The 13,495-nt window shown below is 47.7% G+C and carries 15 protein-coding genes and 1 pseudogene; 5 read left to right on the top strand and 11 right to left on the bottom strand.

The window, feature by feature from the left end; all coding sequences use genetic code 11:
• Nucleotides 1-136: 136 nt before the first annotated feature.
• The 6 genes from BC351_RS04095 to BC351_RS04070 form a co-directional block, all read right to left on the bottom strand.
• On the bottom strand, nt 137-799 hold the full coding sequence (locus BC351_RS04095; protein WP_079409447.1) for a hypothetical protein: 663 nt from the start codon (nt 797-799) through the stop codon (nt 137-139).
• 107 nt (nt 800-906) lie between these two features.
• Entirely contained in the window at nt 907-1,872 is a 966-nt protein-coding gene (gene glpX, locus BC351_RS04090) for a class II fructose-bisphosphatase (protein ID WP_079409446.1), read from the bottom strand.
• Between the two features lie 40 nt (nt 1,873-1,912).
• Nucleotides 1,913-2,701 carry a pyruvate, water dikinase regulatory protein gene (locus BC351_RS04085; protein WP_079409682.1) on the bottom strand — a complete coding sequence of 263 codons (789 nt, stop codon included), beginning with the start codon at nt 2,699-2,701 and terminating at the stop codon, nt 1,913-1,915.
• 27 nt (nt 2,702-2,728) lie between these two features.
• Complete coding sequence (locus tag BC351_RS04080; protein ID WP_079409445.1) at nt 2,729-3,343, bottom strand: helix-turn-helix transcriptional regulator; 615 nt, start codon at nt 3,341-3,343, stop codon at nt 2,729-2,731.
• A gap of 247 nt (nt 3,344-3,590) precedes the next feature.
• Nucleotides 3,591-4,133 (bottom strand): chromate transporter, encoded by a 543-nt coding sequence (locus BC351_RS04075; protein WP_079409444.1) that lies wholly within the window; start codon nt 4,131-4,133, stop codon nt 3,591-3,593.
• 9 nt (nt 4,134-4,142) lie between these two features.
• Complete coding sequence (locus BC351_RS04070) at nt 4,143-4,787, bottom strand: chromate transporter (RefSeq protein WP_079409443.1); 645 nt, start codon at nt 4,785-4,787, stop codon at nt 4,143-4,145.
• Between the two features lie 244 nt (nt 4,788-5,031).
• Here BC351_RS04070 and BC351_RS04065 point away from each other — a divergent pair, with 244 nt between their 5' ends.
• The gene (locus tag BC351_RS04065; protein WP_079409442.1) at nt 5,032-5,397 is read left to right on the top strand and encodes a hypothetical protein; all 366 of its coding nucleotides are present in this window, start codon (nt 5,032-5,034) and stop codon (nt 5,395-5,397) included.
• 86 nt (nt 5,398-5,483) lie between these two features.
• On the opposite strand, the gene BC351_RS04060 is transcribed toward BC351_RS04065, so the two are convergent.
• Nucleotides 5,484-6,395, bottom strand: a complete 912-nt coding sequence (locus BC351_RS04060) for a DMT family transporter (RefSeq protein ID WP_079409441.1) — start codon at nt 6,393-6,395, stop codon at nt 5,484-5,486.
• A gap of 144 nt (nt 6,396-6,539) precedes the next feature.
• Here BC351_RS04060 and BC351_RS04055 point away from each other — a divergent pair, with 144 nt between their 5' ends.
• Nucleotides 6,540-6,737, top strand: a complete 198-nt coding sequence (locus tag BC351_RS04055) for a hypothetical protein (RefSeq protein ID WP_079409440.1) — start codon at nt 6,540-6,542, stop codon at nt 6,735-6,737.
• Nucleotides 6,738-6,773: 36 nt separating this feature from the next.
• Here the strand turns inward: BC351_RS04055 and BC351_RS04050 are convergent, their stop codons facing one another.
• The 4 genes from BC351_RS04050 to BC351_RS04030 all read right to left on the bottom strand — a co-directional run bounded on the left by BC351_RS04050 (nt 6,774) and on the right by BC351_RS04030 (nt 11,606).
• Complete coding sequence (locus tag BC351_RS04050; RefSeq protein WP_079409439.1) at nt 6,774-7,268, bottom strand: hypothetical protein; 495 nt, start codon at nt 7,266-7,268, stop codon at nt 6,774-6,776.
• Between the two features lie 102 nt (nt 7,269-7,370).
• Nucleotides 7,371-8,822, bottom strand: coding sequence for a catalase KatA (katA, locus tag BC351_RS04045; protein ID WP_079409438.1), 1,452 nt, complete (start codon nt 8,820-8,822; stop codon nt 7,371-7,373).
• A 713-nt stretch (nt 8,823-9,535) separates the two neighbouring features.
• Nucleotides 9,536-10,702 (bottom strand): glycerate kinase, encoded by a 1,167-nt coding sequence (locus BC351_RS04035; protein ID WP_079409681.1) that lies wholly within the window; start codon nt 10,700-10,702, stop codon nt 9,536-9,538.
• Between the two features lie 22 nt (nt 10,703-10,724).
• Entirely contained in the window at nt 10,725-11,606 is an 882-nt protein-coding gene (locus BC351_RS04030; RefSeq protein ID WP_279628304.1) for an NAD(P)-dependent oxidoreductase, read from the bottom strand.
• 151 nt (nt 11,607-11,757) lie between these two features.
• On the opposite strand from BC351_RS04030, the gene BC351_RS04025 reads away from it, so the two are divergent.
• From BC351_RS04025 to BC351_RS43215, 3 genes and pseudogenes are all read left to right on the top strand, one after another.
• Nucleotides 11,758-12,087, top strand: a complete 330-nt coding sequence (locus BC351_RS04025) for a PadR family transcriptional regulator (RefSeq protein WP_079409680.1) — start codon at nt 11,758-11,760, stop codon at nt 12,085-12,087.
• An 18-nt stretch (nt 12,088-12,105) separates the two neighbouring features.
• A complete protein-coding gene (locus BC351_RS04020) occupies nt 12,106-12,822 on the top strand; it encodes a pentapeptide repeat-containing protein (RefSeq protein WP_079409435.1) in 717 nt (238 codons plus the stop codon).
• A gap of 50 nt (nt 12,823-12,872) precedes the next feature.
• Nucleotides 12,873-13,026, top strand: a pseudogene (locus tag BC351_RS43215) (MFS transporter); the annotation flags it as partial.
• Nucleotides 13,027-13,495: the final 469 nt, after the last annotated feature.

The following is a 13,495-nucleotide window of genomic DNA, read 5'->3' as shown; positions in this document are numbered from 1 at the left end:
TCCATAAATGTAGCATAGGAAATACGATATTTTTAGTGTAACTTTCGGACAATTATATTCAGAAATTACGACACAAAAAACCAGATGGACATAAGCCCTCTGGCATGAAGTCGTATATATAGAAAGAAGTGACAATCTAGTTGCCCCCCGCTTTTCTTTGTGCATCCTCCAAATAACTTCGATAGACGGGCTGATCCGGCTGCTCTCGAACTAAATTTTCATAATACCGAGAAACCTTTTGGAAATAGTACGGATGTACGTCATGGTTAGGAACTAACCGGTAGGGAGCCCAGCGATACGTCTGCACTTGATAAGCTTGATCCGAGTCTTTCACCCACAGCGCAATTTCACATAACCCGTCTCTTCCATCCCGGTTTGGCATATCTTCGATTTCCAAATGGGAATACGTTGTACCAGGAGGAATTAGCCGCTGATACCCTGTTGGCGTCAACTGTATGATGTCCAGCTCAGAGGAGGCGGACTCATTTTGCCAGCCAATAATGACATCCCATCCTTCTCTTCTAGACACAGGTGCTGCTGCAAAATCCGTTACTGCCTGTGCTCTCCCTGTAGCCGCCGACCCAATAGGGAACCAGTTTCCTGAAAAATCCTTGATCGCGAATAAATATTGATTGCCTAAGTATCTATACAAGGCTGTGATTTCGGGCTGCCCGTCACCGTCTACATCCGCATAAAGAATAGCCGCGGGATTACCCGGCTGCTCCAGTTGGATGACTTCGGCTTCCTTGGGAATGCAGCTTCGGACGACGGAAAGGAAATCAAATTCGGTCACGCTCATCGTTATCCCTCTTTTCGCATCATTATCAAGTAAAGTATATGCGAGGGGAAACTTGGCCCATGAGTAGGAATGATAACCTTACTGGGGAATTATCTGAGAATTATCTGTTATGCGCTTCCCAGCTGATATTCATGCGTCTGATGAACGCAGTGGATGAAACGCACCGTTTGTGTTTCGGCCCTCATGACCACGGAATGGGTTTCAGCGCGCCCTCCGAATAGGAATTTCACTCCGCTGAGGAAATCGCCGGAAGTGACGCCTGTCGCCGCGAAATAAATATCGGATTCCCCGATTAAATCGCGCATGCCAAGCACGTTGGAAGGATGAACAATCCCCATCTTGATGCAGCGCTGCTTCTCTGCTTCATTGTCCGGCAGCAGCCGCCCCTGAAATTCGCCTCCCATGCAGCGAAGCGCAGCGGCAGCCAGCACACCTTCCGGCGCGCCGCCGGAGCCGACGTGCAGATCGATTCCCGTTTCGGGAAAAGCAGTCGCCATCGCGCCCGCGACATCACCGTCGCTAAGCAAATGAATTTTTACACCCAATGTCCGCAAAATGAGGATTTTATCGGCATGACGTTTGCGATCAAGGATGGAGACGGTCAGCTCCGTGATGTCTTTAACCAGCAGTTCAGCCGCTTTGCGAATGGTCGTCTCTAGCGGATCATCCAAACTCAGCTTGCCAGCTAGCCGAGGACCAACGGCCAGCTTCTCCATGTACATATCCGGCGCATGCAGCAGATTTCCTTTCTCTGCAATGGCCACTACCGAAAGTGCGTTGTTCCTGCCGCTGGCAACAATATCGGTTCCCTCAAGCGGATCAACCGCTACGTCATACTCTAGACCCATCCCATTACCAACTGGCTCACCAATATAGAGCATCGGGGCTTCATCCATTTCCCCTTCGCCAATCACAACAGTTCCTCGAAATGGAATGGAGCTAAAAATAGAACGCATGGCAGAAGTTGCGGCCTCATCAGCGCTGTGTTTATTCCCTTTTCCTGTCCAACGAGCGGACGCTAAAGCTGCGGATTCTGTGACACGTACAATTTCCAATGACAAATCTCTTTGCATACATCCATTCACCCTTTCAATTAGGAATTGTTTAATCCTTTTACCTGTCAGCCAAAATCAGTCCTGCGGTTTCCTCAATCGCTTTCCCGCTTACATCAATGATCGAACAACCCAGCTCCTGATATAGCTTCATTGCAAAAGCAAGTTCTTCTTCAACTCGCTCGTCAGTCGCATATTTCGCCCCAAAAGGAAGGCCAACAGCTTTCAGTCGTTCTGTTCGGATTCGCACAAGATAATCTGGATTCATCGTTAATCCGATCAATTTCTTGGGATCAAGCTCATAGAGGATGGAAGGCGGCTTCACCTCGGGAACTAAGGGGTAATTCGCTACCTTATAACCTTTGTGCGCCAAGTAAATACTTAAAGGTGTTTTGGAAGTTCGCGAAGGTCCAATCAGCACCATATGCGCTTGCTTCATCGCGCTGGGATCTTTCCCATCGTCACTATTTACCGTGAATTCTACGGCTTCTACCCGCTGATAGTATTCCTCATCCAATTGATAAAGCAGCCCTACTTTTCTTTTGGGTGAATCTTTAAAGGTATCGATAAAAGCCTGCATCATCGGTCCCATGATGTCGATGGCATTCACATTCACACGGATCGCTTCCTGCCGCATCATCTCACGAAGCTCAGGCAGAACGAGCGTATAGGCGATAAAACCGTTTACGCGGAAGGCCTCTTCAACGATTGATCGCACCTCATCCTCCGTTCGGATCAGCCCATATCGCTTGACTTGTACTTGGCTTGCATTGAACTGCCGGATCGTTGCTTGTACGACGGTATTCGCCGTTTCTCCCACTGCATCCGAGCAGACGAAAATGGTATGCATCTTCTCTCCCACGTAATCTCCCCCTGATTAAGCCCCTAGCGCCACTTCAAGCAGCAATTTGGTCATTGTTGTTTTGGTTATCCGGCCAACCACTTCATCGTGGCTTTGTTCATTCGCTGCTTTGATCACCACAGGCAAGCTGTCCACGTCATGGTGAATCATTTTTCTGGCGGCTTCTAAGACGCTTTCTTCAGGACCAACAGTCACAATATTCGGATGTCTCGTCATCACGAGTGAAACAGGCATCGTATTCGCCGTCGTCTGCCCAAGCGTAACTTTCAGCAAATCTTTTCTTGAAACAATTCCCACAAGTGCGCCTTGCAGATTCACAATCATGAGGCTTCCTACATTTTCGAGAAAAAGAGTGACGACCGCATCACTCACGGTTACCGTTTCTCGGAGTACGACGGGAATTCCCATGACTTCCTTCACCTTCATAGCTTCTATATGCTTGAAAGGCGAGTCCACTTCGAGTGCTGCTTTGCCCAAGAAATAGCCAACCTTAGGCTTAGCATCGATATGCTGAAGCATAACCAATACGGCGAGGTCTGAACGAATGGTCGGCCGGCTTATTCCCAGAAGCTCTGCGATGCGTTCCCCTGTAATCGGGGCATGCTTTCCAACAAGATCAATAATTTCCAACTGACGCGATGTAAGCTCGATGATGTTTCCCTCCTATTGAGCCAAAACCAGCTATATAGTGTGCTCTATTTATTATATATTGTATATTATATAACAAAACAAATGAAAATAAAGATGTTTATAGCACATATTAGAATTTTTTATCACTCTTATAGATGATAGTTCCCCTTTGTTATACAAAAAAACTCTCCATTCACTCCCAAAAAAGCTGGAATGACTAGAGAGTTCCCTGTGCACAAGCTTTGTATTATTGAAAAAAAACAATGCCCATAATACCTGCTGAGACGATGACGAAAAAAGGATGGAGCTTATATTTAATAATTGCAAAAAAAGCCCCTACTGTAATCAGGACAGATGCAATACGATCCCAGGAAACCTGAAATTTATCCACACCCAGCCCCCCCAAACCAAAATGAATCGCGGCAAAAATAATAAGTCCGGTCACAACCGGCTTCAACCCATAAAAGGACGATTTGAACCACTTATTCGAGTGCCACTTGTACAAAAATGCAGCTAACAAAATAATTAACAGCAAGGATGGCAGCACCATCCCGAAGGTAGCCGCAATGGCTCCTGGTACCCCTGCGGTCTGCAATCCGACCAATGTTGCGCTATTCGTGGCGATCGGTCCCGGACCTGTTCCGGCCAAGGTAATGACTTGATTGAACGCATCCGCTGTAAGCCAATCGTGCTTAACCACCTCACGCTGAATGACAGGCATCATCGCATACCCGCCGCCGAAGGAGATCAATCCTATTTTGAAAAATGTGAAAAAAAGACTGAATAGCATAGGATCACCTTATATCCCGTCAGCGAAGAAGTATTCATGAGCGACTAGGCTGGTGCTTCTTGCGGAAGGCCTTTCTCGAGGAGCGAGCGGGTCTTTCATTCCCCATCTTTGTTTTAAAAACACGGCCATCAGCCCAAGTATTAAACCGAATAGAATCATAACGACAGGCGAAACCGGGATAAATAGCAAGATGGCAACCGTGCTCGCAGCAGCGAACAGTGTTATTTTGTCAATAATGGAGGACTTCGCCATTCTGTAGGCGGCTGCCGCTATCAACCCGACAACCGCGGCATGAATGCCTTCCATAACGGCTTGCATTTTGGGATAGCTTTGAAGAAACGCGTACACGATGCTGAGCAGCAGCACGATGAAGAAGGTTGGAAGTGTAATGCCGATGACGGCTGTTACAGCTCCGCGTATTCCTGCCAAATGATACCCTACCAGCGCTGACACATTCACGCCGACCCCGCCAGGAGCAGCTCCTGAGACCGCCATCAGCTCGGCCATTTCATCCTCTGTCATCCACTGGTTCGTGACGACAACTTCTCTTTGAATGGCTGGCAGCATCGCATAGCCACCTCCAAATGTCAGCGGACTGATGCGAAGAAACGTCCAAAAAATTCGTGCTAATTGATGCAAATGTTTTATCGGCATGTTGGTTGACCTCCCCTGCACTTAATTCTATTTTGAACTAAAGTCAGCGAATTGTCCAATCAAATAATTTAATCCCCTTTTTAATTAAAGCTTATAATGCAGGATTAACGCCTAATTCAATTCCTATCATCCCGATTAATACTGTAAGTTTAATTTATTTTGGTTCAAAGGTGGTTGAAAGTTCACAATTGGGGTAAGTATCCCTATGAACAACCCCCTAACTCATTCAAAGGAGTGAATGATCATGAACCGAATGATTCAAGCTTATTTCCATACAGAGAGCCAAGCTGAAGATGCCAAGGTACTGCTGCTTAAGTATAATCCAGAAATTCTAGAGGTTGGCCGATTGCCGGAAGGTTTCAATGGCAGCGGTCGAGTTCTGCTCCCATTGGTAGACGGCGTTGGTACTGGTGCCGATGCCAGTGGTCATACGGGCATTGGAACCGTCGGTGTTATGCCAACCGTAGGCACTCTGGCATCTGAGGAATATTTAGAAGAGGATCAAGATACGCTCCATTATGTGCTTTCTGCCAAAGTCCGCGAAGCTGATTATTTGGGGGCTGTTGATCTTCTCCGCCGTAATCATGCTCATTTGGAAAAAATAGACTAACCCAAAAAGGCGCTTTCTACCTGTGAGTAGATCGCGCCTTTTTACCGATAAGAGAAGCATCACCAATCCAACTGAATCCCTTGGAATTATTTCAACCCAGCAACAAGCCGTTTCTTCATCGCCAAGTTCGTCAAGTAAACCCCAACTACGATCCAAACCGCCCCTAGCAGATGATATAATTGCAGCGATTCACCTGTAAAGAATGTTGCGAAAATAGCGCTGAACAGAGGTATTAAGTTGAGAAAACCCGCACAGCGCTGAGGTCCAACAAGCTCAATGGCCCGATTCCAGCTCAGAAAAGAAACGATTGACGCGAATAATCCGATATAAATGAGTCCTGCTGTCAGCGAGAGATTCCAGTCAACCTGTGGGGCCTTTATTCCCCATTCCACCATTGAAAGCGGAACTAACAACACAAGCGCGGCCGCAACTTGGATCAGAAGAAAAGGACTGGATGGAAACCGTCCGGCCATCTTTTTCATTCCAACTGAATATAGCGCCCAACAGATTACAGCCCCGATCATCAGCAAATCACCTTTATTAAAAGACAAATGCAGCAGCGCTGACAAGCTTCCACGGCTAATGATCCAGCTTACACCAGCCATCGAGATTAGAATGCCTGGCAAAGCTGCCCAAGCAAAACGCTCTCTCATAACTAGCCATGTCAGCACAACGACAATGATAGGTGTCGCTGAATTCATCAAGGAAGCATTGATCGAGCCGGTAAATTGGACAGCTTCATAGGTTAACGTGTTAAACCCGGCAACACCTGTTGCCGATAAGAAGAGGATCATCGGCCAATTCCGCAGAAACTCCGCTCGCAGCTGCCACACCTGCTTGCCAAAGAAAGGCAGCAAGCAAAGAAAAGCAAGACTCCAACGCAAAGTCGCTAATGTAATTGGCGGAATATGCAGAACAAGTGCTTTGCCCGCGACAAAATTGCCTCCCCATATGCATGTGGCAAGGATAAGCAAGAGATAAGGGGAACGTCTTAGCATGTAGGTTAGAACTCCTTTAATAGACATGTTCGGATTCGTTCATTCATCATAACATAGGATGATTGCAAAAGTTCATTGACACTTGCATTTCCTATCTATTACTATTGCTTAGTAGTTGTGCGATGGCCGGAGGTGAGTTCAACATTGAAACATAGTTTATCGACGGACATGCAATTGTTCGCGGCGGCCCTTTCCCAAGTGATTGTTACCGTCATCCAACGAACAGCGGATGATATCCCTGTTTTCGTTGCTGCTGGCATAGTGGCGAAGTATACCCCCTTTTATGTTCAAATTGGTGAAACCAACTATCTGCGGGATGAAAGCGAGTTTCGGATCGACTAGTCCTAGCGTTGGCTTATTAGGCCATCATCCTAATTCTCAATGACATGTAATTTCACAATACGATCCTAATGGAATCAATTCATTCAAACAATGATACATCCTTTCTTTGTCACGTTCCGAAACAAGACGAATGGCATGGAAATCAAAATAAATCAACCCTTCTGCTGCATCGTATTTCGCAAAGGACATGCGACCATTCGGGAATAGCCGATTCATCGCTTCCAAGATGCCAAATTGGTTCAAATCTCTTCGTTTTGCGGCCTGAATAATAGCTTCCGGCACTTCTGGAATAAGCGGCACCTGATCGTCAACGACTTGATGATAAGCTTTTACTTGATAACAGGCGTAAGGATATAAGTAATCGTTTGCATAAAGCTGCAAGTTCTGTGCGTCTTTTTCCGGCAGCTGCAAGTTTTCATTCCACGCATAAATGGTTGCTTTGTGCTTGGAGGCAGTATGAATTCGAATATAATTCAGCTGTGGAAAACGATTCCTCACAAACTGCTCCGACAATAAACGAGTCCCCACCATTGATCACCTCTTTCAACAAATTGCCCTGCTCTTACAGCATATGCCGCATAAAGAGGCAGCTCTCCTTTATCTCACCAAGGAAGCTGCCTCTAACGTTATGATTTACTCTGGAATCGGCAATCCAAGTCCCTCTGCGACACGAATGCCGTATTCGGGATCAGCTTTGTAGAAGTGCCCAATCTGTCTGCTTTTAATCGCATCACTTTCAACCGGCTGCATGGCTCCTACAATGGTTTGGACAAGACGGATACGTTCCTCGTCGCTGAGTAGTCTGTATAAGTCACCTGCTTGTGTGTAATGATCGTGATGATCATAAGCGACACTATCCGCTGCACCGGAGACTTCGTAAGGCGCCGTTTTGTAAGCTGACGTTTCCGCAGCACCGCCCAAGCTATTGGGCTCATAATAAACAGAGCCTCCACCATTATCATCCGAGCGCATTTGACCGTCCCGTTGGTACGTATTCACTTCACTATGCGGACGGTTGATCGGCAGCGCTTGATGATTCGCTCCTACCCGGTAGCGATGCGCATCTCCATACGCGAACAGCCGGCCCTGCAGCATTTTATCCGGCGAAGCCTCAATCCCTGGAACGAAGGTGCCCGGCGAAAAAGTAGCCTGCTCGACCTCCGCAAAATAGTTTTCAGGATTGCGATCCAACACCATTCGCCCTAATTCTATAAGGGGATAATCTTTCTGCGACCAAACTTTGGTCACATCAAACGGATCAAAGCGATACGTATCGGCATCCTCCAAAGGCATAATCTGCACGCATAGCTTCCACACGGGGAATTCCCCTTTATCAATGGCGTTAAACAAATCTTCCGTATGGTAATCCGGATTATCCGCTGCAAGCTTGGCGGCAACATCCGGTGCTAAGTTCTGAACCCCTTGCTCCGTTTTAAAATGGTACTTCACCCACACGGCCTGACCTTCCGCGTTCACCCATTTAAACGTATGGCTGCCGAAGCCATGCATATGCCGCAGCGTCGCAGGAATCCCACGATCCGACATCAGAATCGTCACTTGATGCAAAGATTCCGGAGACAACGACCAGAAATCCCACACCGCGTTCGGATTTTTCAAGTGCGTCTGTGGATGGCGCTTCTGGGTGTGAATGAAATCCGGAAACTTAATCGCATCGCGAATGAAAAAAACGGGCGTATTATTCCCAACCAAGTCATAATTGCCTTCATCCGTATAAAACTTCACCGCAAAGCCGCGCGGGTCCCTTACCGTATCTGATGATCCATTCTCACCGGCCACCGTCGAAAAGCGAACAAACAACGGCGTCCGCTTACCTACTTCCGCAAATAAGCTTGCTTTCGTATACTTCGTCAAATCCTGCGTTACCTCGAAATACCCGTGTGCACCGGCTCCCTTCGCATGAACAACCCGCTCCGGCACTCGCTCACGGTTGAAATGAGCCAGTTTCTCCAGAAGATGCACGTCCTGAATTAATGTCGGACCCCGCGACCCCGCAGTCATCGAATTCTGGTTATCTCCAACAGGAGCTCCCCAACTGGTCGTAAGCTTGCTCTTTTCAGTACTCATAATGGACTCACCTCTTCTATGTAATCAAGGATTTCCGATATAAGCGCTCTCATCGCTTCTCGGACTACAACGCTGACAACCTGTATGACCTTATTTCATATGTATTCGAGGACCTGTCTCATTATGATGATTTGGTTGTAAACAGAAATGACTTGTTAAGGTTACTATTTCTGGTTCTGAGCGGGTAAGCCGTACACCCCAAACCTGAAAAAGCCTGCAATAATGCAGGAATCTTCAGCTAAATCAAGCGAAAAATGGAAAAAACCTGCGATTATGCAGGCTTTGACAGCTTTTCAGACCAAAAATCCAGAAAAGGGCTAAAAAGCCTGCACAATCGCAGGAATTCAATGATTTTGGAAAATCCAAGCGAAAAAAGATGCATAATTGCAGGTTTGCAAAAAAATAAGGCATCTTACTAGGTAGATATCCGTGTTTTCAAAGAAACTCGCTATTCCGTTTGTGGGAATACCCAGCTAACACTTGTTCACTCGCCTACCTTGCCACCTTCTGACTTCCTTATCTTATTTACATACCTGCGTATACTCACCAGTCTCTACTCTCACTTACTACTTACTACTTACTACTCACTACTCACTACTCACTACTCACTACTCACTACTCACTACTCACTACTCACTACTCACTGCTCACTGCTCACTACTCACTGCTCACTACTCACTACTCACTACTCACTACTCACTACTCACTGCTCACTACTCCCACTCACCAGTCACTCCCCCGCCACCCCGCACGCCTGCCAAATAAGTCCGCAAAACTTGCTCAGCTTTCCGCACTAGCAATGGTTCGGTTCGGCGCATCGCATCGTCCAGCGGCATCGGTCCATCCATAATACTGTGGATGCTCGTCACGCCGTGCGCGTAAAGAGACTCTATGCCATCTCCAACGGAGCCTGACATAATAAAAACCGGGACACCCCGCCGTTGAGCGGCTTGGGCAATGCCCATAGGCGCTTTGCCCGAGGCGGTCTGGGCATCTGTTCGTCCTTCCCCCGTAATGACGAGGTTGGCCCCTTGAAGATGTGCATGGAAATTCGTCTTTTCCATAACGATTTCAATGCCTGGCCTCACGACGCTAGGAAAAAATGCTTGAAAAGCGCCACCAAGCCCACCTGCCGCCCCCGCACTAGGAGCATGATGAATGGCAATCCCTGTATGCGTCTCAATAAGGTCCGCCCAGTGATGAAGTGCCTGATCCAGCTCTTCTACCATAGCTGGCGTTGCCCCTTTCTGCGGGCCGAACACCGCAGACGCCCCTTGCGGGCCGATCAACGGGTTCGTCACGTCTGAAGCAATCGTGAAGCGCGACGCTTGGATGCGCGCATCAAATTGCGCGCTGTCGATGCTTCGAACACGCGCAAGAGCTTGTCCGCCATCCCCTACGGCATGCCCGGCTTCATCCAGCAGCTGCAGCCCTAGCGCTTGCAGCATGCCGCTGCCGCCATCATTCGTAGCGCTGCCGCCAAGTGCGAGAATAAATTCGCGGTAGCCGTTATCCAGCGCATGCTTGATTAGCTGCCCAGTGCCGTAGGTCGTCGTAAGCAGCGGATTTCTGGACGCCGGCGCAATCAGATAGAGCCCCGAAGCAGAAGCCATTTCGATGACGCAAGTCACATTGTCGCCGAGCACGCCGTATTCTGCCGTCACTTCTTCACCTAGCGGCCCGCGCACAGTTACTTGGTGGATGGTTCCATGCGTAGCACCAGTGAGACTGTCTACCGTACCTTCCCCGCCATCTGCGATCGGAATGAGTACGGTTTCGGTTTCTGGCGCAGCTAGCAGGATGCCTTTTTCGATGGCAGCGGCCGCGTCCTTCGCGCTTAGACTTCCTTTGAACGAATCCGGTGCAATTACAACCTTCATAAGCATCGTCCTTCCGCCAGGCTTATTTATTGATGAGTTTGAATAAAGCTTGGGTACCGCTATCTTCTTCACCACTCGCGGCTAACTGTTCATAGAGTGATTTGGCAAGGGTCAATCCAGGAAGCTCCAGCTTCATTTCTTCCGCTGATTCGAGCGCAATTTTCATGTCTTTGATAAAATGCTTCACATAAAAGCCCGGCGCAAAGTTGCCAGCGATCATGCGCGGCGCCAAATTGCTTAACGACCAGCTGCCTGCCGCGCCGGTTTCAATACTTTTGAGTACAGTCGTCGGGTCCAGCCCTGCTTTCTGAGCATAAACAAGCGCCTCAACAACGCCCATCATATTGCTTGCGATAGCAATTTGGTTGCACATCTTGGTGTGCTGACCTGAGCCTGCTGCGCCTTGGTACACAATGTTGGTGCCAAGCTTCTCCAAAAGCGGCAGTACCTCATCAAATACATCACGCGCGCCGCCAACCATAATGGATAAACGCGCTTCCTTTGCACCGATATCCCCGCCGGAAACAGGAGCATCCAAGGCATACATTTGCCGTGTCAACGCTTCCTCGTAAATACGTTTGGCCAATATCGGGCTTGATGTTGTCATATCAACGAGATAACTTCCTGGCTGCGCATTGGCAAGAATGCCATTCGCGCCCAAATAAATCTCTTCAACGTCAGTTGGGAACCCTACCATTGTGAAAATAACCTGACATTTGCCAGCCAATTCTCCAGGAGATGCTTCCCAATGCGCCCCTTGTTCGATTAATTCCTGTGCTTTGGATTTCGTGCGCGTATAGATATGTACTTCATAACCAGCCTGAATGAAATGACCAGCCATGCTTTTGCCCATAACACCTGTGCCTACTAAACCTATTACCGTTTCTGAGGGAATGAATGCCACGATCATTTTCCACCTTTCCAAGCAATTGCAATTTTAACCTTAACTTATCATCGTCTGTGTTTCCGGTCAAATAACAAATGTGTAACCACGTCATAATTACTTTGACAGACATAGTATATCGTTGTATAGTGTAAATCAGGAGGTGAGGGTTATTGTCGACTTGAAAATAACATCCGATCTCATTCGGGGACATACAGATAGCATCATCCTTAAACTTTTACAATCAGGCGATAAATATGGCTACGAAATATCCAAGCTCGTGCAGGTGAGTTCCGGTGGAGAGTATGAATTGAAGGAAGCTACCATGTACTCCAGTCTAAAGCGTTTAGAGCAGGAAGAAAGCATCTTCTCCTATTGGGGGGATGAAACGCAAGGCGGTCGAAGGAAGTACTATCAGATTACCGACAAAGGCAAAGAGACTTATTTAACCAACAAGCGAAATTGGGAACACGCGAAAACAATTCTCGATTTACTACTATAAGAAAGGCGGTATTCGTATATGAATCAACGGCTATCCGTATATTTAGATGAAATTTTTGCCCATTATGAAGATTTGAAACCGATTCAGGAGCTGAAAGAAGAGCTTTCGAGGGATTTACAAGAACGTTTGCAGGATTTGCGTAAAGAAGGGTTTGACGAAGAAGCCGCCTTTCAGCGAACGATCTCATCCATCGGCGAAATTTCCGAATTAATTGAAAGCATCCATGCGAGCACGACCAAGCTGCAGCAAATTATCGGCATCGATTTTTCTATGCAAAATTTACAGAAATCTGATTTCAAAGATATTCAAGTCCATGACGGGAAGTTTAACTACAGCAACCTGCAGGATTCAGATTTCAGCAATTCAGACCTATCCCATGCCACCTTCAAATGCAGCAACCTAGACCGCGTGAAATTTGATGGAACCAATTTGACTGGAGCTAAAATATCCAAATCCAATCTCAAAGGAGCCAGCTTTCACAATTGTATCTTGAATCACGTTGATTTCTCTTCCTCTGATTTAAGCGGCGTTTGTCTGGATAATCTATCGTTCACAGGTACAACGTTTCATCATTCAGGTTTAAAAGGCACCACCTTCCGCAATGCCACATTTCAGAGCTGCTCCTTCAAAACAGAGGTCAAAAAAGCTATTTTCGACGGTGCCCGTATGGATAAGGTGACTTACGCCTTGTTAAAAGCATTTAAAGCCAACCTAAGCAATGTTACTATTATTTAGCGCGAATGCGCATTCGCTGAGAGTGAGGAAACCTAACCATATGCAACGCCTGGGTGACATCCGCCTACTTAGTCACTGTGATGGCAGGCATGTCAATCTTCGGGAATTTGTCCGATCACATTCACCATTATGTTCGATGCAGTTCCCGTAGAAAGCCGCGGTAAGTTAGGCAGATTGTTTGGCGCAGTTTTCGGAATGATATCGCATTGATTGAGCTGAATCGGCTTTATTCGAGCGTTGAGCCTGCCTATTCTTTTGGGGCAGGCTCAGCTTGCTTTTGCGGGGGTTGGGGGCTTATTTTCTTCCGAGACTGCCTTTTTGGCAGGCTCGGAGGGGCTTTGGCTACTTTGGGCGGCTGAGACGGCTTTTTTGGCGGGCTCAGCTTGCTTTTGCGGGGGTTGGGGGCTTTTTCTCTTCCGAGACTGCCTATTTGGCAGGCTCGGAGGGGCTTTTGGCTACTTTTGGCGGCCGAGACGGCTTTTTGGGCAGGCTCGGAGGGGCTTTGGTTACTTTGGGCGGCTGAGACGGCTTTTTCGGCAGGCTAAGATTGCTTTTGCGGGGTTGGGGGCTTTTTTTTCTTCCGAGACTGCCTTTTTGGCAGGCTCGGAGGGCTTTTGGCTACTTTGGACGGCTGAGACGGCTTTTTGGGCGGGCTCAGCTTGCTTTTGCGGGG

The organism is Paenibacillus ferrarius (genome assembly GCF_002027705.1).
GTDB lineage: Bacteria > Bacillota > Bacilli > Paenibacillales > NBRC-103111 > Paenibacillus_E > Paenibacillus_E ferrarius.
This window is presented reverse-complemented; position numbering and strand designations above follow the sequence as displayed.